13 protein-coding genes are annotated in these 19,054 nt (G+C 72.6%); 5 read left to right on the top strand and 8 right to left on the bottom strand.

From position 1 onward, the window contains the following. Positions 1 to 2: 2 nt before the first annotated feature. Genes HNR10_RS10990 through HNR10_RS10980 form a run of 3 tightly spaced genes read right to left on the bottom strand, consistent with a single transcriptional unit; the run spans position 3 to position 2,896 of the window. A complete protein-coding gene (locus HNR10_RS10990; RefSeq protein ID WP_179822918.1) occupies positions 3 to 263 on the bottom strand; it encodes a type II toxin-antitoxin system RelE family toxin in 261 nt (86 codons plus the stop codon). Then, positions 260 to 541, bottom strand: a complete 282-nt coding sequence (locus HNR10_RS10985) for a type II toxin-antitoxin system Phd/YefM family antitoxin (RefSeq protein WP_179822917.1) — start codon at positions 539 to 541, stop codon at positions 260 to 262. The genes HNR10_RS10990 and HNR10_RS10985 overlap by 4 nt, the downstream gene beginning before the upstream one ends. Positions 542 to 583: 42 nt before the next feature. Further along, the gene (locus HNR10_RS10980) at positions 584 to 2,896 is read right to left on the bottom strand and encodes a molybdopterin-dependent oxidoreductase (protein ID WP_179822915.1); all 2,313 of its coding nucleotides are present in this window, start codon (positions 2,894 to 2,896) and stop codon (positions 584 to 586) included. Between the two features lie 137 nt (positions 2,897 to 3,033). Here HNR10_RS10980 and HNR10_RS10975 point away from each other — a divergent pair, with 137 nt between their 5' ends. The 3 genes from HNR10_RS10975 (at position 3,034) to HNR10_RS10965 (ending at position 6,338) form a co-directional block, all read left to right on the top strand. Further along, the gene (locus HNR10_RS10975) at positions 3,034 to 3,990 is read left to right on the top strand and encodes an HpcH/HpaI aldolase/citrate lyase family protein (RefSeq protein ID WP_179822913.1); all 957 of its coding nucleotides are present in this window, start codon (positions 3,034 to 3,036) and stop codon (positions 3,988 to 3,990) included. 130 nt (positions 3,991 to 4,120) lie between these two features. Beyond that, positions 4,121 to 4,819 carry a response regulator transcription factor gene (locus tag HNR10_RS10970; protein WP_179822912.1) on the top strand — a complete coding sequence of 233 codons (699 nt, stop codon included), beginning with the start codon at positions 4,121 to 4,123 and terminating at the stop codon, positions 4,817 to 4,819. A gap of 10 nt (positions 4,820 to 4,829) precedes the next feature. Then, entirely contained in the window at positions 4,830 to 6,338 is a 1,509-nt protein-coding gene (locus HNR10_RS10965; RefSeq protein ID WP_376769790.1) for a sensor histidine kinase, read from the top strand. Positions 6,339 to 6,439: 101 nt separating this feature from the next. Here HNR10_RS10965 and HNR10_RS10960 read toward each other — a convergent pair whose 3' ends face one another. The 4 genes from HNR10_RS10960 to HNR10_RS10945 all read right to left on the bottom strand — a co-directional run bounded on the left by HNR10_RS10960 (position 6,440) and on the right by HNR10_RS10945 (position 11,490). Then, a complete protein-coding gene (locus tag HNR10_RS10960) occupies positions 6,440 to 7,132 on the bottom strand; it encodes a haloacid dehalogenase type II (RefSeq protein WP_179822908.1) in 693 nt (230 codons plus the stop codon). A gap of 169 nt (positions 7,133 to 7,301) precedes the next feature. After that, a complete protein-coding gene (locus tag HNR10_RS10955) occupies positions 7,302 to 8,615 on the bottom strand; it encodes a glycosyltransferase (protein ID WP_179822907.1) in 1,314 nt (437 codons plus the stop codon). Between the two features lie 209 nt (positions 8,616 to 8,824). Continuing rightward, entirely contained in the window at positions 8,825 to 9,385 is a 561-nt protein-coding gene (locus HNR10_RS10950; RefSeq protein ID WP_312889206.1) for a DUF2306 domain-containing protein, read from the bottom strand. A 449-nt stretch (positions 9,386 to 9,834) separates the two neighbouring features. Continuing rightward, positions 9,835 to 11,490, bottom strand: a complete 1,656-nt coding sequence (locus tag HNR10_RS10945; protein WP_218897704.1) for a S1C family serine protease — start codon at positions 11,488 to 11,490, stop codon at positions 9,835 to 9,837. Positions 11,491 to 11,720: 230 nt separating this feature from the next. Between HNR10_RS10945 and HNR10_RS10940 the strand changes: the two genes are divergently transcribed. Then, positions 11,721 to 12,326, top strand: coding sequence for a response regulator transcription factor (locus HNR10_RS10940; RefSeq protein ID WP_179822903.1), 606 nt, complete (start codon positions 11,721 to 11,723; stop codon positions 12,324 to 12,326). Positions 12,327 to 12,389: 63 nt separating this feature from the next. On the opposite strand, the gene HNR10_RS10935 is transcribed toward HNR10_RS10940, so the two are convergent. After that, on the bottom strand, positions 12,390 to 14,534 hold the full coding sequence (locus HNR10_RS10935; protein ID WP_179829667.1) for a SpoIIE family protein phosphatase: 2,145 nt from the start codon (positions 14,532 to 14,534) through the stop codon (positions 12,390 to 12,392). Positions 14,535 to 14,700: 166 nt separating this feature from the next. Between HNR10_RS10935 and HNR10_RS10930 the strand changes: the two genes are divergently transcribed. Continuing rightward, a complete protein-coding gene (locus HNR10_RS10930; protein ID WP_218897697.1) occupies positions 14,701 to 19,050 on the top strand; it encodes a HAMP domain-containing protein in 4,350 nt (1,449 codons plus the stop codon). Positions 19,051 to 19,054 lie beyond the last annotated feature (4 nt).

The raw sequence follows: 19,054 nt of genomic DNA, 5'->3' as shown, positions 1-19,054 counted from the left end.
CCTCAGGCGCGGTACGCGTCGCGACGGTGGCGGATCGAGTGGACCTCGATCACGTCCTTGTCCGGGCGGACCTTGTAGATGATCCGGTAGGTCCCCCTTCTGGCGGCGTGCAGCCCGGCGAAGGGTTCCGCGAGCGGCTTGCCCACACGCCACGGGTTCTCCTTCAGCGGTCCGTTGACGAACTCGTACGCGGCGGAGGCGACCGCTTCGGGGAGGTCCTCGGTCAGAGCGCTGCGAGCGGGCCCCTTGTAGACGATCCTCATGCAGTGGAGTCCTTGCCGAGTCGCGCGTTCATCAGCTCGGCCATCTCCTCTTCGGTCGTGAAGTCCTCGGATTCGGCGGATTCGGTGAGGTCCGCACGTGTCTCCGGGTCATCGAGGATGTTCAATGTCTCCATCAGGGACTCGTACTGATCCACTGACATCATCACGACGGCGGGACGGCCGTTCTTGGTGAACGTGTAGTCGGCGTGCTCGCGCTGCGCACGGTCGGCGAGCTCGGCGATTCTGGTCTTGGCCTCAGTGATCGGAATGGTCTCCATGACGACCACTATAGCGACCGGTCCGAATTCTGGCCATGTTCCCTAGGCGGGCATGACGCCTCTCGGCGGGTCGAAGGCCCGGACCGGGGGGAGCGGGCCGGTGAACGCCTCCACGCGGACTCGCGTCAGCTGGCCCGTGCACCCCTGGCTCAGGGACGACGTCCCCACGTCCTCCGTCAGCGCGTTCGGGTTGCCGTGCGCGCAGGTCACTCCCGGCGCCGTCGGGTCGTACCAAGCACCCGTCGACAGCTGCACCACGCCCGGCCGCACCGACTCGCTCGGCACCAGGCCCGCCAGGCACGAGCCGCGCGGGCCGACCACCCGCACCACCGAGCCCTCCGCCAGGCCCAGGGCCCGCGCGTCGCCGGGGTGCATCCGCAGCGGCGCGCGCCCCTCGACCTTCTGCGACATGCTGTGCGCCCCCATGTCCTGCTGGCTGTGCAGCCGACCGCTCGGCTGGTTCGCGACCAGCGTGAACGGCCACGCGTCGCGGTCCCCGGTCACCGTCGGGCCGGGCAGCCACACCGGGTGGCCCGGGCAGTCCTCGTACCCGAAGGAGTCGATCGTGTCCGAGAACAGCTCGATCCGCCCGCTCGGGGTCCGCAGCGCGCCACCCTCGGGGTCGGCCCGGAACTCGCCCAGGAGCGCCTCGTCCTCGACCCGTCCCGGGATCTCCACGCGGCCCAGCGACCAGAACTCGTCGAACCCGGGCACGTCCAGCCCCCGCCGGGCGACCAGGGAACGCCAGCGCTCGTAGACCACGCGCATCCACTGGCCGCTGGTCCGGCCCTCGGTGAACTCCTCGCGCAGCCCCAGCCGTTCGGCCAGGTCGGCGTACGTGTCGTACTCGTCCCGCGCCTGCCCGTGCGGCGGCACCGCGCGCGGCATCGCCCGCACTGTCAGGTCGCCCTGGCTCGCCGTGAGGTCGTCGCGCTCCAGCACGGTCGTGGCCGGGACGACGATGTCGGCGTGCCGCGCCGTCGCGGTCCAGTGCGTCTCGTGCACGACCACCGTGTCCGGCCGCCCGAACGCCTCGGTCAGCCGCGCCAGGTCCTGGTGGTGGTGGAAGGGGTTGCCGCCCGCCCAGTACACGAGCCGCGCGTGCGGGTAGCGGCGCTCCTGCCCGTCGAAGTCGTAGCGCTCACCCGGGTGCAGCAGCATGTCCGCGATCCGCGCCACCGGGATGAACGAGTCCACCGGGTTGTTGCCCTGCGGCATCCGCGGCAGCCCCAGCGGGGTCGCCCCGCCGCCGTAGTTGCCCATGGACCCGTAGCCCGACGCGAAGCCGCCGCCTGGGAGGCCCACCTGTCCCAGGCAGCACGCCAGTGCCAGGCCGGCCCACAGCGGCTGCTCGCCGTGGCGGGCGCGCTGGACCGACCACCCCACGTTGACCAGCGTGCGCCGGCCGGCCATCCGCCGGGCCAGCGCACGGAGCTCGCCCGCGGGCACACCGCTCACCGACTCGGCCCACTCCGGGTCGCGCACCGGGCCCGACCCGTCCTCGCCCAGCACGTAGGAGCGCACGGCCTCCGCGCCCACCGTGTACCGGTCCAGGAACGCGGTGTCGGCCAGCCCCTCGGTGAACAGCACGTGCATCAGGGCCAGCATCACCGCGGTGTCCGTCCCCGGTTCGATGGACACCCAGTCCGCCTTGACGTCCTCGGGCGTGTCATCGCGCAGCGGGGACACGGACACGAACTCCACCCCGGACTCCGCGGCCTCCCGCATGGCCGGACCCGCGGTCTGCACCGCCCGCCCGCCGGAGGAGGTCCACGTGTTCGACACCCGCAGCCCGCCGAAGGTCACCAGCAGGTCGGTGTGCTCGCGGATCACCGTCCACGCCGGGGCGCGGTGCAGCAGGCGGTTGGCCGCCGGAGTCCCCAGAATCCGCGGCATCAGCACCTCCACCGCGCCGTGGCTGTAGGTCGTCCGGGACCGCGTGTAGCCGCCGATCGTGTTCAGGAACCGGTGCAGCTGGCTCTGCGCGTGGTGGATCCGGCCCGCGCTGCCCCACCCGTAGGAGCCGCCGTAGATCGCCTCGTTGCCGTGCCGCGAGCGCACCCGGTCCAGCTCACGGGCGAGCAGGTCCAGGACGGTGTCCCACTCGACCTCGACGTACTCGTCGTCCGGGTCGCCCCGGCGCGGATCCGGTCCGGGGCCGTGCTCCAGCCAGCGGCGGCGCACCGCCGGACGCGCCACCCGCGAGGGGTGGTGCTGGGCACCCGGGGTGTTGGCGATGATGGGGGAGGGCGCCGGGTCGTCGGGGTCGGGGCGCACGCCCACCACGCGCCCGTCCTCCACGACCACCTGGTAGCCGCCCCAGTGGGCGCTGGTCGGATACACCGCGCGCGACATGCCGCTCTCCCGTCTCCCCGTTTCCCCACGCGGGAGCGCCCAGGCGCTCCCCTCCGGGCCCGGACCACACTCTACGCACCAGACGGTGCCAAAATGGGGCACGCGATCGGCAGTCGAGCGGAACGGGCGGTAGGGCGATGGGCGAGCTCAGGTCACGGCGGTCGGTGCTGGCGGTGCCGGCGTCCAACCCCCGGTTCGTCGAGAAGGCCCGCGGCCTGGACACCGACGCCTTCTTCCTCGACCTGGAGGACGCCTGCGCACCGCTGGAGAAGGCCGACGCCCGCGACACCGTCGTGAGGGCCCTGCGCGAGGGCGGCTGGGGCGGCCGGGTGCGCACCGTCCGTGTCAACGACGTCACCACCGAGTGGGCCTACCGCGACGTCATCACGGTCGTGGAGGGCGCCGGGGCCGACCTGGACTGCCTCGTGCTCCCCAAGGTGACCTCCGCGCGCGACATCCACTGGCTCGACACCCTGCTCACGCAGATCGAGCGGGCCACGGGGCTGGACGTGGGCCGCATCGGCATCGAGGCGCAGATCGAGGACGCCCGCGGCCTGACCGAGGTCGACGCGATCGCCGCCGCCTCGCCCCGGCTGGAGTCGCTGGTCTACGGGCCCGCCGACTTCATGGCCTCGCTGAACATGAAGAGCCTGGTCGTGGGCGAGCAGCCGCCCGGCTACGACACCGGCGACGCCTACCACTACGTCCTGATGCGCATCCTCACCGCGGCCAGGGCCCACGGCCTCCAGGCGATCGACGGCCCCTACCTGCGGATCCGCGACGTCGACGCCTTCCGCCGCTCCGCCGCCCGCACGGCCGCCCTGGGCTTCGACGGCAAATGGGTCCTGCACCCGCTCCAGGTCGAGGCCGCCAACGAGGTGTACGCGCCCTCCCAGGAGGACTACGACAAGGCCGAACTGATCCTCGACGCCTACGCGCACGCCACGGCCGTCGACCGCCGCGGCGCCGTCATGCTCGGCTCGGAGATGCTGGACGAGGCGTCGCGCAAGATGGCGCTGGTCGTGGCGGGCAAGGGCCGCGCGGCCGGGCTGAAGCGCACCGACGGCTCCGCCCCGGACGGCAGCGGAGCCTGACCCGCCCGGGGCTCCGGCACAGACCGGCCCCCGGAGCCGCCGTACCGGCCGCCCCCGCCCGCCCGGGGCTGCGGCAACACGGCCGCCGGCCTCTTACCGGGCTCTCACCCCGGTGATGCAGCATGAGGCCATGGAAGCCACCTCCACCTCCACGGTGCTGATCGCCGACGACGACCGGGCGATCCGCGAGTCACTGGAACGCGCCCTCCAACTGGAGGGCTACACGGTGCGCACGGCCGCCGACGGCGTCCAGGCCCTGGCCGCCGTGCACTCCGACCCCGTCGACCTGCTCATCCTCGACGTGATGATGCCCGGCGTGGACGGACTGGGCGTGGCCCGCGTCCTGCGGGCGGAGAAGGACCGCACCCCCATCCTCATGCTCACCGCACGTGTCGAGACGCCCGACCGTGTGGCCGGGCTCGACGCCGGTGCCGACGACTACCTCGCCAAGCCCTTCGAGCTGGAGGAGCTCCTGGCCCGTCTGCGCGCGCTGCTGCGCCGCTCCGCGCACGTGAGCGAGGAGGGTGTCGAGGAGGGGCCGCTCCGGGTCGGGGAACTGCGCCTGGACCCGCTCGCCCGCCGGGTGTGGCGCGGCGAGCGGGAGATCGACCTCTCCAAGACCGAGTTCGACCTGCTGGAGCTGCTGGTCCGCAACCACGGCATCGTGCTGGACCACGCCACCATCTACGACCGGATCTGGGGCTACGACTTCGGCCCCGAGTCCAAGAACCTCGCCGTCTACATCAGCTACCTGCGCCGCAAGCTGGAGGACGGCGGCCCGCCGCTGATCCAGACCGTGCGCGGCGTCGGATACACACTCCGGGGATGACGTGAGCACCGTGCGCGACTCCGCCGCAGACACCGCGACGCACCGGTTCCGGTCGCTGTTCACACCGGGCGGCTGGCGCCTGGGCACCCGCTTCGCCGTGCTCTTCGCCGTCGTCGTGGGCGTCACCGTCGCCCTCGTCGGCGCCCTCGCCTACTCGACCGCCGCCACGCTCATCCGCGGCGACGCCAGGGACGAGTTCGAGCGCAGCGTCACCTCGCTCTCCGAGGAACTGGTCAGCCTGCACGACGACGACTCCGAGGCCTCCGCGGGCAGCGTGATGTTCCTGGCGGGCAAACACGTCCAGGTCCAGTTCATGCGGCCCGACGGGGCGCGCACGCACCCGATCGCCGATCCCGGCCCCGGCGGGAGCGTGGACCTGGAACCGGACGCCGTGGACCTGGAGGTCGCCGCCTACGACGAGCCCGGGGTCGTGGAGTCACGGGAGAAGGAGGTCGAGGGGCAGACCTACCGGGTGGCGACGGTGTCGGTGGGCGACGGAGTGGGCGCGTTCCTGGTCGTGCAGCGCCTCTCGCCCACGGAGGCCACCATCGACCGCCTGGCCGCCCAGATCCTGTGGGTGGGGCTGTTCGTCGCCATCGCCGCGGCGTCGGCCGGATGGCTGGTCGGCCACCGGGTCACCGGCCGCCTGGCCCGGCTCACCGACGCCGCCGAGTACGTCAGCTCCACCGGCCGCCTGGACCCGGTCACCGCCGAGCACAACGCGGAGGACGGCTCCGGGGCCCCGCTCGGGGCGGAGGAGGTCGGCCGGGACGAGGTCGGGCGGCTCGGCGCGGCCTTCAAGGCCATGCTGGCGCGGCTGACCCAGTCCCAGGACGAGCAGCGCCGCCTGGTCCAGGACGCCGCGCACGAACTCCGCACGCCGCTCACCAGCCTGTACACGAACGTGCAGGTGCTGGGGCGGGTCGACCGCCTCACCCCGGAGGCGCGCGACCGCCTCATCGACGACCTGCGCGGCGAGGCGCGCGAACTCACCGCGCTGGTGAACGAGCTGGTCGGCCTGGCCACGGGCGACCACGAGACCGAGACGCCGACCACGGTCCGCCTGCGCGACGTCGCCGAGTCGGTCGCCGCCCGGGTCCGGCGCCGCACCGGGCGCGAGATCATCGTGGACGCCGACGACAGCGCCGTGTGGGGCCGCCCCAAGGCCCTGGAGCGCGCCGTGGTCAACCCGGTGGAGAACTCCGCGAAGTTCGACGCGGAGGGGACCGCGCCCATCGAGATCCGGATCCGCTCCGGGACCGTGGAGGTCAGCGACCGCGGGCCCGGGATCGACCCCGCGGAACTCGCCCACGTCTTCGACCGCTTCTACCGCGCCACCGTCGCCCGAGGGCTGCCCGGATCGGGACTCGGCCTGTCGATGGTCCGCGACATCGCCCAGGCCCACGGAGGCCGGGTGTTCGCCCACAACCGCGTCGGTGGCGGCGCCGTCATCGGTTTCGAGCTCCCGACGGTCCGGCCGGGCGAGGGCCCGCCGCCACCCGGTCCCGCCGCCGCGTAGCCGCGCCGGGCCAGGGGCCCGCTCCCCGCTCGCGCCGGACCCGGACCCGCTCGCCCCGGACCGCTCGCCGAACCCGCCCCGGCCCGGGGCGCCGGTCCGCGTCAGTCGGTGCCCAGGAGCGTGGCGAGGTGGTCCAGGCTCGTCGCCGTCAGGTCGAAGGAGTCCCCGTCGCCGGGCGGGTCCCCGACGGGGCGCTCGACGTAGGCCGTCCGCAGGCCCACGGCCCGCGCGCCCCGCAGGTCCCAGGCATGGGCGGCGACCATGAGCAGGCGGTCCGGCGCGAGGCCGGTGTTGGCGGTCGCGAGCCGGTAGACGCCGGGGTCCGGCTTGTAGCCGCGGGCGTCCTCGGCCGAGAGCACCTGGTGCCAGCGCAGCCCGGAGTGCGCGTTGATGCGCGTCAGCGCCCTGTGGCCGGCGTTGGACAGGCCGACCACGGGAAAGCGCGAGGCGAGCCGGGCCAGGGCCGGAACCGAGTCCGGCCACGGGTCCAGCCTCTGCCCGGCGCCCGCCAGCGAACGGATCGCGTCCTCGTCGGCGACCCCGGCCTCGGCCGCGACGCGGGCCGCCGCCTCCTGGTCGATCACCGTGCTGTCGGCGTAGGGGCGGCGGCCCCCGATGATCTCCCGCTGCTGCTCGTCGACGTGCCGGTACCAGGTGCGCACGAGCGCGTCCGTGCCCGCGTCGTCGAGGTCCGGGCGCAGCGCGCGGACGCCGCGCGCGATCCCGCCGGGCTCGTCGACCATGGTGCCGAGGATGTCGAAGACGATCACGTCGAAGTCGGGGTGTGGGGTCACGCGGGGCACTCCTGGGCGTCTCGGCCCGCGCCTCCGGGTCCGCACGCGGACCCGGAGGACCCGGGTGGTGGGCGGCCCGCCGCTCCGCCGGGCTCGGTGGAGAGGATAGTGCGCGGCCCGGCGACGGGTGCGGCCCAGGGGCGGCCGCGGCCCAGGGACGGGGCCCAGCCTAGGGACGGCCGCGGCCGGCGGCCGAGAGCGCTCCGAGCGCCGCCTCCAGGTAGATGTGCTCGAACCGCTCCAGCGAGTCCTCCAGGCGGTGCCGCTCGGCCATCGCGCGGCTGTGCGCCCCCATCCGGGCGCGCCGGCCCTCGTCGGCGAGCACGTCCGACACACGCGCGGCGATCTCCTTCGGGCGCCCCGGCGGGAACAGGTACCCGTTGCGGCCCTCCTCCACCAGGTGGGGGAGCGCCATCGCGTCCGCGGCCACGACCGGCAGCCCGCTCGCCATCGCCTCCAGCGTGGCGATGCTCTGCAACTCGGCGACGCCCGCGATGGCGAACACGTCCGCGCACCGGTAGACGTCCGGCAGGTCGGCGTGCGCGACGAAGCCCAGGAAGAGGACGCGGTCCGCCACACCCTCCTCCCGGGCCAGCTCCTCCAACCGCCCGCGGTGGGACCCGTGCCCGGCGAGCACGAGCTGCGTGTCCGGCGTCAGCGCGACGGCGCGGATCAGCTCGTCGGTGCGTTTCTCCTCGTCCAGCCGCCCCACGAACACGAGCGTCCTGCGGTCGGGCACCCCCAGCCGGGCGCGCAGCCGCCGCCGCTCCGCCGCGCCGCCCCCGAAGGGCCGGAAGCGGGCGAGGTCGATTCCGCAGGAGACGGCCTCGACGGCACGGCCGAACCCCTGGTCGCGCAGCAGGCGGGCCGCCGCCGGGGTCGGGGTGGTCACGTGTTCCACACCCGAGAGGACCTCCCGCAGGTCCCACCAGGCCAGCCGCGCCACGTGCGGGCGCAGCGGGGCGGGCACGCGCAGGTAGTCGAAGAGGTTCTCCGGCATGAAGTGGTTGGTCGCCACCACCGGAACGCCCCTCCGGCGGGCCGCCGGAGCCAGGATCCGGCCGATCACGAAGTGGTTCTGGATGTGCACGGCGTCCGGCCGCAGGCGGTCCAGGAGGCGCTCCAGGTGTCCGCGCACGCCCGGGGGCAGCGCCAGACGCACGCTCTCGTGCGCCAGCGAGGGCACCGACCGGAGCCGGTGCTCGACGACCCCGTCCCGCTCCACCACGCGCGGCGGCCCCTCGGCGGAGGGGCACACCACGTGCACGCACGCGCCGCGCTCGACCAGGCCCCGGGCGAGCCGGGCGGTGAAGTAGGCGGCGCCGTTGACGTCGGGAGGGTAGGTGTCGGAGGCGATCAGCACCCGGGTGCCCCGGGAGCCGCCGGGATCCGCGAGCCCCGGCGGCGGGGGCCGCAGGTCGGTGACGGCGTCGGGGAGCGCGCCGACGGGAGCGGCGGCGGGGGAGGCGAACGACGTGGACATGGGTCGGATCTCCTGGGCCGGTGCGGCGTCGGTCGCCGCGCACGCACGAGTGTGGCCGACCACAGTTGACCGTCGCCGACCTCTCGGTGACGGCGGAGCGACCGGCCAGGGAGCACGCGGCCCGGGAGACGATACTCCTCGGGTCCGCGCGCGCACTCCGACACACCTGGGCGTTGTCGATCGGTGACTCGGAGCGGGATCGTGCCTGGTCAGACGCCGACCGGTGTCGGACGCGCACCGGGACGGGCGCGCGGCGACCGCCGGCGCTGGAACCACCACTCCAGGAGGACCAGCGGCAGCATCCAGCTCAGGAACAGCGACGCGGGCGCGAGGTCGATGGCCGGCGTGCCGACGTCCCCGCCGTACACCGACTCCGCCTGGGGCAGCATGACCAGGAGCAGCGCCGCGACGGCCAGCCGGTTCAGGGCGATGCCGTAGAGCAGGACGAAGCTGCGCAGCATCCACCGGCGGTGGTCGGCGAACCGGCGCCGGCAAGCCATCACGTAGCCGGTCACCGTGAAGGCCAGCCAGGCGAGCGCCCACAGCGTGCTGCCGACCTGCGACGACGGGCCGGTGTGGCTGAGCGGTGGGATCAGCAGGGCGGGGACGCCGACGAACACCACTCCGCCGAAGACGTACACACGGCCGCTCCACCGGTGCACGGCCGGATGGCGCCCGCGCAGCCACGGCCAGACCTGGAGGACGACCAGGAGCATGAGGACCGTGCCGCCGAAGATGTGCGTGACGAGCATCGCGTAGTGCCAGGGCACGTCCTCGCGGATCGGGAAGCGCGACTCGGACGGGTCCAGCCCCAGCTAGGGCGGGACGGCGAAGGCGAGGAAGACCAGGGTGACCAGTGCCAGCGGAGCGATCCAGGGGCGCCGCCACCAGCGGACGGCCGCCGCGGTGCGGACGGCGGAGTGGGAGGTGCCTGGGGTGCCTGGGGTGCCATGGGGGGTGTCCTTCTCGCTGGGCGCGGATGACCGGTCGGCGGTGGGATTCCCGTCGCTCCGACGCTAGGCCCGCGGACCCGCGCCCCACGAGAGTGCGCGCACGTGGCCGCGCGGTGGGGGAGCGGGGTACGTGCGGGTGGTCGGCGGTCCCGCGGCGCGGTGGTGCCCCCACCCCCCGCCCACACGCGCCAGGGGCGGCCCGGACCGGTGGTCCGAGCCGCCCCTGGCGTGAGCGGGGAGAAGGCGTCCGTACGCGGACGCGCGCGTCAGTTCCCCTCCGACTCCTCCCCCTGCTCGACGGAGGTCGAGCTCTGCTCGCCGAGCGTCACCGTGACGTCCTCCGGCGATCCGCTGCCGCCCTTGCGGACGCCGAGCGTGATCTGGTCGCCCGCCTGGTGGGCGCGGATCGTCGCGATGAGCTGGTCCGGGCTGCCGATCTGCTCGCCGTCGACCGACACGACCACGTCCTCGGGCTCCAGCCCCGCCTCCTCGGCGGCACCGCCCTCGGTGACGTCCACGATCGTCGCCCCGCCCTGCGGGTTGGCGGAGATGGTCGCCTCGATCGCCGGGTAGCTCGCGCTCCCGGTCTCGATCAGCTGCTCGGCGATGGGCCGGGCCTGGTTGATCGGGATGGCGAAGCCGAGGCCGACCGACCCGCTCTCCTGCGAGATCCCGGCGATCGCGGTGTTGATGCCGATCACCTCGCCGTTCATGTTGACCAGCGGGCCGCCCGAGTTGCCGGGATTGATGGCCGCGTCGGTCTGGATCGCGTTGATCACGGTGGAGGTGAAGCCGTTGCCGCTCTCGGTCGCACCGGTGTTGACCGGCCGGTTGAGCGCGCTCACCACACCCGTGGTGACGGTCCCCTGGAGGCCCAGCGGGGAGCCGATCGCGACCACGTCGCCGCCCACTCCGATCTGGTCGGAGTCGCCCAGCACCGCCGGGGTCAGGTCGGTGCGGCCCTCGGCCTGGATGACCGCGATGTCGGACACGGTGTCCGAGCCCAGGACCTCGGCCCGGGCGGTCGAGCCGTCGTTGAACAGGACCTGCAGTTCACCGTTGCGGGCCGAGGCCACCACGTGGGCGTTGGTCAGGATCTGGCCGTCCGAGGAGAGGATCACGCCGCTGCCGCTGCCGTCGGCGGTCTGGATGGAGACCACGCTCGGCAGGACCGCGTCGGCGACCTCGCCGACCTCCCCCTCGGTGGGCGTGCCGCCCTGCTCGCCGTCGAGCGAGCTGCTGGGGGCGCCGAGCCCGCCGCCGGGCAGCAGGTAGGCCGTGCCCAGAGCGGTGGCGGGGCCCACGATGAGGCTGGTGACCAGCGCGGTCGCGGCGGCGATGGCGACGACGCGGCCCGAGCCGCGCTTCCTGGCCGGCGGGGGCTGGGAGCCGGGGGGCATGCCGCCGCCGTGGTGCGGGTGCTCCGGGGGCGTGCCACCGGGCGGCTGCTGGCCGCCGTACCCGCCGAATCCCCCGGGGCCGCCCTGGCCCGGGTGGCCCCCCTGGTGCGGGTGGCCGGGCTGACCGGGGTGGCCGGGGTGACCGCCGTGGCCGGGGTACCCGCCGTACCCGCCCGAGGCGAACGCGGCGGTCTGGGACGGGTTCGTGTAGCCGCCGTGCGGCGGTACGGACGTGCTCGGGTGCTGTGAGAACGGCTCGGAGGGCTGCGCGGCGGCCGGGGCCTCCGTCGCGCCCGGTCCGCGGCCGGACGCCTCACCGGAGGCGTCCGGGGCGGCGTAGGTGTAGGCCGCGCCCTGGGACTGCTCGGGCCCGGTGGCCCAGTGCGGTCCGGACGGCGGGGAGAAGCGCGGGGTCCGGCCGTCGGAGGGGTCGTCCACCCGGTTCTCGGAGGAGGGCCCCTCGTGCGGGGTCGGCTCGCCCGTCTCGGGAGCGACGTCTTCGTTCGGTTCGTTGGGGTTCAACTCATCCTCCGGCTGGCGGGACGATGCCTGCTGACACTCATCATCTTGAGCCGCATGGGTTAGAACAGGGTGAGAGCGCGATATACCAGGGTTTCGAGTCCGTTCCCGCCCGGTGGGACCGGACGTACGCGGTGCCCTCACCCCCGACGGCGACCGCGGGTGACGAGTACACCACGATGTCCGGAACGATACCGTGCCAACGCAAAACGGACGCCGGGGAAGGAACGACCTTGATCAAGATCGTGCTGGCCGATGACGAACACCTGGTCCGGGGCGCGATCGCCGCCCTCCTGGGCCTGGAGGAGGACCTCGACGTCGTCGCCCAGGTGGGGCGGGGCGACCAGGTCGTCGACGCCGTCCTGGAACACGGGGCCGCCGTCGCCGTGCTGGACATCGAGATGCCCGGCGCGACCGGGCTGGAGGTCGCCGGCGACCTCAGGAAGCGGGCGCCCGCCTGCGGCGTCGTCATCCTCACCAGCTTCGGCCGTCCCGGCTACCTGCGCCGCGCGCTCTCCTCCGGCGCCCGCGGGTTCCTCGCCAAGGACGCGCCGGTGGACCAGCTGGCGGGCGCGATCCGCCGCGTCCACGAGGGCGGGCGCTACATCGACACCGACCTGGCCGCGGCCGCCATGGTGGGCGGTGAGAGCCCGCTGACCGACCGCGAGGCCGAGGTCCTCAGGGCGGCGTCGGACGGCGCCACGGTCGCGCGCATCGCCGCGTCCCTGCACCTGACCGAGGGGACCGTGCGCAACTACATGTCCAACGCCATCGGAAAGACCGGCGCGGACAACCGGATGTCGGCGATCCGCACGGCCCAGGACATGGGCTGGCTCTGACACCGACCGCCGGGTGACCCCATCCGCCGACTCGCCGCGCCCGCCCGCCCGGGCGGGCGCGGCTCAGAGGAACCGCAGGACCAGCATGGCCGTGTCGTCGGTGTGGCCGCCCGGGGCGTACTCCTCCAGCTCGCGGTCGATCCGGCTGATCACCGCCTGGGCGGTCAGCCCCGCGCAGCCGGAGAAGATCTCCATCAGGCCCTCGTCGCCGAGCATGTCCGAGTTGCTGCGCCGCTCGGTCACGCCGTCCGTGACCGCCAGGACGACCTCCCCCGGGCGGATGTCCACGTTCTCCGTCGTGAAGCCCACGTCCTCGAAGGCGCCCAGCAGCGGCTGGGAGGAGCCGAACGACTCCACCTCGCCCTTCTGGTTGAGCCGCAGCGGGAGCGGGTGGCCGGCGGAGACCATGCGCAGGCGCATACCGCCGGACTCGTCGGTGGACGGGGTCATCTCCCCGTAGAGCATGGTGAGGAAGCGGGTCGAGGTGTTCTCGTCCAGGATGGCCATGTTCAGCCGCTGCATGATGTGCGACGGCGTGAACCCCTCCTTGGCCAGGGCCCTCAGGGTGTGCCGCGCCAGACCGGTGACCGCGGCCGCCTCCGGGCCGGTCCCGCAGACGTCGCCGATGGCGAAGCACCACCGGCCGCTGGCCGCGAACACGTCGTAGAAGTCGCCGCCCACCACGTTCTTCTCGTCCTGCGGACGGTAGAACACCGCGTGGTCCACGCCCGGGATGGTGGGCTCCTTCTCCCTGGCCGGCAGCAGGCTGCGCTGGAGCGCCTCGCTCATCGCGGACTGCTTCTCGTGCAGGCGGGCGTTCTCCATCGCCGAGGCCACCCGCCGGCTGAGGTCGTCGGCGACGTCCACCTCGTCCCGGGTGAAGTCGTCGTTCTCGCTCTTGCCGACCGTCATCCGGCCGAGCGGACGGCCGTGCGCGACCAGCGGGATGCTGATCGCCGGGCCGCGCGCCAGTTCACGGGCGAGGTGCTCGTCGACCTCCGCCAGGTCCGCGGGCGTCCACAGCGGCTGCGGGTCCCGCTCCTCACGCGGCGGCAGGTTCGTGAGCACGTCGCGCAGGACGTCGTTGTAGTTCTCGTCCGTGTGGACCACGTGGGTCAGCTCGGAGGTGCCCAGCTCGTTGATCGTGTGGATGGCGCACCACCGGCCCAGCCGTGAGGTGATCAGCTGCGCGGCCAGGGCGCCGGTCATCCGCTCGTCCAGCGTGCCCGCGAGCAGGTCGCTGGCCTCGGCCAGGAAGCTCAGGGAGGCGCGCCGGTTGAGCTCCACCTCCGCCAGACGGGACCGCTCCACGGGCAGCGCGATGAGGTCGGCGCCCTCCTGCAGGCGCTTGGCCGCGGTGGGGCCGAAGTGGCGCGGGCGGCCCGAGGCCACCCCGAGGAGACCGGTGACGCGGCCGTCCACGATGAGCGGGGCCGTCACCAGCGACCGCATGCCGCCGCGTGCCAGGCGGCCCCGGTTGGCCCGGGCGATCATCAGGTCGTCGTTGATCACCGCGCCCGGTTCGGGCGCCGCGGACGGGAAGACCTCCTCGGTGCGGACCCGCAGCGGGCGCCAGGGGTCGTTGAGGCCGACCGCGGAGCGCACCTCCCACATGGTCTCGTCCGAGGTGGCCAGGGCGATGTAGGCGGCGTCCCCGCCGAGCGCGGTCGCCGCGTGCTCCACCGTGCGCTCCAGCAGCTGCGGCAGGCTCAGCCGCGCCCTCAGGGCCGCGTCCAGCGCGGACCAGGTCGTGGGTCGCGAGGCGCGGCGCACTCCGCCGCGGACCGGCGGCGACTCCAGGGACGCCTGCTCGGGGACGTCGTCCACCCGGAACCAGACGGCCTTGTCCGCCCGTCCGTAGCTCACGCCCCAGCTGGAGGCGATGGCCGAGGCGAGTGCCAGGCCGAGTCCTCCGCTGCGGGCGTCGGGCGAGGCGGAGGTGTCGACGGAGAGCGGGCCGGCCTGGGGGACCGCCCTCTCCGGTGCGGCGTCCGTCACCATCACCTCGGTCGAGCCCTCGCCGCGGCGGACGGTCACCTCCAGGGACGACTTGGCGTGGATGACCGCGTTCGTCACCAGCTCACTGACCAGGAGGATGACGTCGTCGGTGGGCTCGACGCCCCAGGACAGCAAGGTGTCGTGGACGAACTCGCGGGCAGCCGCGGCGGTCTCCGGGGCCGGAGGGAACTCGTGCCGGGCGACCTTCAACGCATCGTGTGCTGGCAAGCCGTATGTGTCCTTCGTCACTGGGCGGGGGCGCGGTCACTGCCACGATACGCGTGGTGTGCGACCGGGACTGCTTGGTCAACCCACCTGTGCCCGACCTCGTGGGCGGTTAGTGTAAGTCAGCGACACCTTTCAGTGGAGGGATTCGATGCCCGAGGCGGTCCAGGAAGTGGCCGAAGAACAGCTCGACGAGATTCTGCGCGCCCTGTACCGCATGCGGGACGGCGACTTCAGCGTCCGCCTGCGCAAGCGGGGCACCGGCACCATCAGGGAGATCACCTCGGTCTTCAACGAGGTGGTCGACCACAGCGAGCAGTTGAGCAGCGGTCTGCAGCGCGTCGGCGACGTCGTGCGCGACGAGGGCCGGCTCAACGAGCGCGTCAGCGTCAACCCCGCGCGAGGCGCCTGGGGCAAGAGCGCGCGGGCCCTGAACGACCTCCTCGACGAGGTCGCCGAACCCGTGACCGACGTCGCCCAGGTCCTCGACTCCGTCGCCGAGGGACAGCTGAACCGCAGGGCCTCCACCGAGGGGCGCCGGGGCGAGCTCAACGGCGACCTGCTGCGGCTGGCCACGACGGTGAACCGCATGGCCGACCAGATGAGCGGCTTCACCGAGGAGGTCACACGGGTCGCCCGCGAGGTGGGCACCGAGGGCAAGCTCGGCGGCAGCGCCAAGGTCGAGGGCGTCTCCGGTGCCTGGCGCGAGGTCACCGAGAACGTCAACTCGATGGCGGACAACCTCACCAACCAGGTGCGCGACATCTCCGCGGTGACGACGGCGATCGCCCAGGGCGACCTGAGCAAGAAGATCACCATCGACGTCCAGGGCGAGATGCTCAACCTCAAGGACACCGTCAACACACTGGTGGACCAGCTCTCCACCTTCGGTGACGAGGTGACCCGGGTGGCCCGCGAGGTGGGCACCGAGGGCAAGCTCGGCGGGCGCGCGAACGTGCGCGGGGTCCGGGGCATCTGGAAGGACCTCACCGAGAACGTCAACTCGATGGCCGACAACCTGACCAACCAGGTGCGCGACATCTCGCAGGTGACGACCGCGGTGGCCCGGGGCGAGCTCACCCGCAAGGTCGAGGTCGACGTCCAGGGAGAGATGCTCGCCCTGAAGAACACCGTCAACACGATGGTGGACCAGTTGGACTCCCTCGCCGACGAGGTGACGCGGGTCGCGCGCGAGGTCGGTACCGAGGGCAAGCTCGGCGGGCGCGCCAATGTCAAGGGCGTGTCGGGGATCTGGAAGGACCTGACCGACAACGTCAACTCGATGGCCAACAGCCTCACCTACCAGGTCCGCAACATCTCGCAGGTGACCACGGCGATCGCCAAGGGCGACCTGAGCAAGAAGATCACCGTGGACGCCCAGGGCGAGATGCTCGACCTCAAGGACACCATCAACACGATGGTCGAGCAGCTGGACTCCTTCGCCAGCGAGGTGACCAGGGTCGCCCGTGAGGTGGGTACCGAGGGCAAACTGGCCGGACAGGCCCACGTCCGTGACGTGTCGGGCGTGTGGAAGGACCTCACCGACAACGTCAACTCCATGGCCAACAACCTGACCTACCAGGTGCGGCAGATCTCCATGGTCACGCGCGCGGTGGCCGCCGGCGACCTGACCAAGAAGGTCACGATCAACGCCAAGGGCGAGATCCTGGAGCTGAAGGACACCATCAACGTCATGGTGGACCAGCTGTCCGCGTTCGCCGACGAGGTGACGCGCGTGGCCCGTGAGGTGGGCACGGAGGGCAAGCTCGGCGGGCGCGCCAACGTCAAGGGCGTCTCCGGCATCTGGAACGACCTGACCGAGAACGTCAACTCGATGTCGCACAACCTCACCACGCAGGTGCGCAACATCTCCGAGGTCACGACCGCGGTCGCCGCGGGCGACCTGACCAAGAAGATCGACGTCAACGCCCAGGGCGAGATCCTGGAGGTCAAGACGACGGTCAACACGATGGTCGACCAGCTGTCGGCCTTCGCCACGGAGGTCACCCGGGTGGCCCACGAGGTGGGCAGCCAGGGGCAGCTGGGCGGCCAGGCCAAGGTCGAGGGTGTCTCCGGCACCTGGAAGCAGCTGACCGACAGCGTGAACGGCCTGGCGGGCAACCTCACCACGCAGGTGCGTGCCATCGCCGAGGTCGCCAACGCCGTCGCCAAGGGCGACCTGACCCGCAACATCCAGGTCGACACCCGCGGCGAGATGGAACAGCTCAAGGACAACATCAACCTGATGGTGTCCAACCTGCGCGAGACCACCGCCGACCAGCGCGACGCCGACTGGCTCAAGTCCAACCTGGCCCGCATCTCCGGCCACATCCAGGGGCACCGCGACCTCCACGAGCTGGCCCGCCTCATCATGACCGAGGTGACACCGCTCATGGAGGCCCAGCACGGGGCCTGCTACCTGCCCGAGGACCAGGACGACCAGGACGTCTTCCGGCTCTACGCCGGGTTCGGCTTCGAACCCGAGGAGGGCCGGCGCCGGATCCGCAAGGGCGTCGGCGTCGCGGGCGAGGCGCTCGAACAGCAGGTCGAGCAGCACATCCGCAACATCCCCTCGGGCTACGTCACCGTCGCTTCCGGACTGGGCGAGGCCGAGCCCCGCAACCTGTACATCCTGCCGATCGTCTCCGAGGAGCGCTCGCTGGGCGTCATCGAGTTCGCCTCCTACAGCGAGTTCCGGGAGATCCACAAGAACTTCCTCCGCCAGCTCGTGGCCCTGCTGGGCACCACGATCAACACCATCCTCGCCAACAACCGCACCGAGCACCTGCTCGAACAGTCCCAGCAGCTGGCCAGCCAGCTCCGGGAGCGGTCCAACGAGCTCCAGCGCCAGCAGGAGGAGCTGCGCGGCAAGAACGCCGAGCTCCGCCAGAAGGCCACCCAGCTCGCCAACCAGAACCGGGCCATCGAGCTCCAGAACCAGCAGATCCAGCGCTCCAGGAACGCTCTGGAGGAGCGCGCCCACCAGCTCCAGGTCTCCTCCAAGTACAAGTCGGAGTTCCTGGCGAACATGTCGCACGAGCTGCGCACGCCGCTCAACAGCCTGCTGATCCTGGCCCGGCTCCTGGCCGACAACGGCGAACAGAACCTCTCCCCGAAGCAGGTCGAGTTCGCCCAGACCATCCACAAGGCCGGCAGCGACCTGCTGCTGCTCATCGACGAGATCCTCGACCTGTCCAAGGTGGAGGCCGGGCGCGCCGAGGTGCAGCCCAGCGAGGTCTCCATCGCCCAACTCGTCGACTACGTGGAGGCCACGTTCCGGCCGGTCACCGGCGAACAGGGCCTGGCCTTCGCCGTGGACGTGTCCCCGGACATCCCCGGCACCCTGTGGACCGACGAGCAGCGCCTCCAACAGATACTGCGCAACCTGCTCTCGAACGCGGTGAAGTTCACGCCGCAGGGCGAGGTGCGGCTGCTCATCGAGCCCGCCTGGGCGCTGGACGACGCCGACCTCGACATGTTCGTGGAGAACGAGGAGGTCATCGCGTTCACCGTCGCCGACACCGGCATCGGGATCGCCGAGGACAAGCTCCAGGTGATCTTCGAGGCCTTCCACCAGGGCGACGGCGGCACCTCCCGCCGGTTCGGCGGCACCGGGCTGGGGCTGTCCATCAGCCGCAACTTCGCCCGCCTGCTCGGCGGTGAGATCCGCGTGCAGAGCGTCGCCAACCAGGGCTCGACGTTCACGCTCCTGCTGCCGGTCCGCCTGCCCGACGACGCGGCGGAGCGCGCCGAGGAGCCCAGCGGCCTCGAACCCGTACAGGTCGCCGACGCGCCCCAGCCGCGCGCCGTGGAGCGGGCACCGGCCGGCGACGGCTACGACATCCCGGACGAGGACTTCGACGCCGCCGTGGCCGCCCTCACCGACTTCGGCAACGAGCCGCTGCCCACGGTGCCGGTGCTCAAGGCACCCGACACCACGCCCGGGTCGACCGACCCCGGCGAGGAGCACGACACCGTCGAGGCCAGGCCCGACCCCGAGCGCAGAGCCGTGCTGACGGGCCGGCGCGTCCTCATCGTCGACGACGACGTGCGCAACGTCTTCGCGCTCACCAGCGCCCTGGAGGCGCAGGGCCTGGAGGTCCTCTACGCCGACAACGGGCGCTCGGGCATCGAGCGCCTGGAGGCCAACGAGGACATCTCGCTCGTCCTGATGGACGTGATGATGCCCGAACTCGACGGCAACGAGACCACCCGCAAGATCCGGGACATGCCCCAGTTCGCCGACCTGCCCATCATCTCGCTCACCGCGAAGGCGATGCAGGGCGACCGCGAGCGCAGCCTGGCCTCGGGCGCCACCGACTACGTCACCAAGCCGGTCGACCTGGACCACCTGTTGGACGTCATGCGGCGCTGGCTCACCGCGGGCCGGGAGGAGACCATCGCCGGCGCGGCGGCGGACGAGGCCCGGTCCGATGCGTCATCGGCGGACGCGAACGGGCACAATGGCGCAACGGACGCCCCGACCGAAGACCTGGACTAATCAA

The sequence above is a fragment of the Nocardiopsis aegyptia genome (genome assembly GCF_013410755.1).
In the GTDB taxonomy this organism is placed as follows: domain Bacteria; phylum Actinomycetota; class Actinomycetes; order Streptosporangiales; family Streptosporangiaceae; genus Nocardiopsis; species Nocardiopsis aegyptia.
Note: the sequence above shows the minus strand (reverse complement) of the source record. Positions and strands in the feature narration are given on the sequence as shown.

Coding starts and splice junctions, on each gene's coding strand:
- HNR10_RS10990 (WP_179822918.1), bottom strand. CDS start 263: ATGAGGATCGTCTACAAGGGGCCCGCTCGCAGCGCTCTGACCGAGGAC.
- HNR10_RS10985 (WP_179822917.1), bottom strand. CDS start 541: ATGGAGACCATTCCGATCACTGAGGCCAAGACCAGAATCGCCGAGCTC.
- HNR10_RS10980 (WP_179822915.1), bottom strand. CDS start 2,896: ATGTCGCGCGCGGTGTATCCGACCAGCGCCCACTGGGGCGGCTACCAG.
- HNR10_RS10975 (WP_179822913.1), top strand. CDS start 3,034: ATGGGCGAGCTCAGGTCACGGCGGTCGGTGCTGGCGGTGCCGGCGTCC.
- HNR10_RS10970 (WP_179822912.1), top strand. CDS start 4,121: ATGGAAGCCACCTCCACCTCCACGGTGCTGATCGCCGACGACGACCGG.
- HNR10_RS10955 (WP_179822907.1), bottom strand. CDS start 8,615: ATGTCCACGTCGTTCGCCTCCCCCGCCGCCGCTCCCGTCGGCGCGCTC.
- HNR10_RS10930 (WP_218897697.1), top strand. CDS start 14,701: ATGCCCGAGGCGGTCCAGGAAGTGGCCGAAGAACAGCTCGACGAGATT.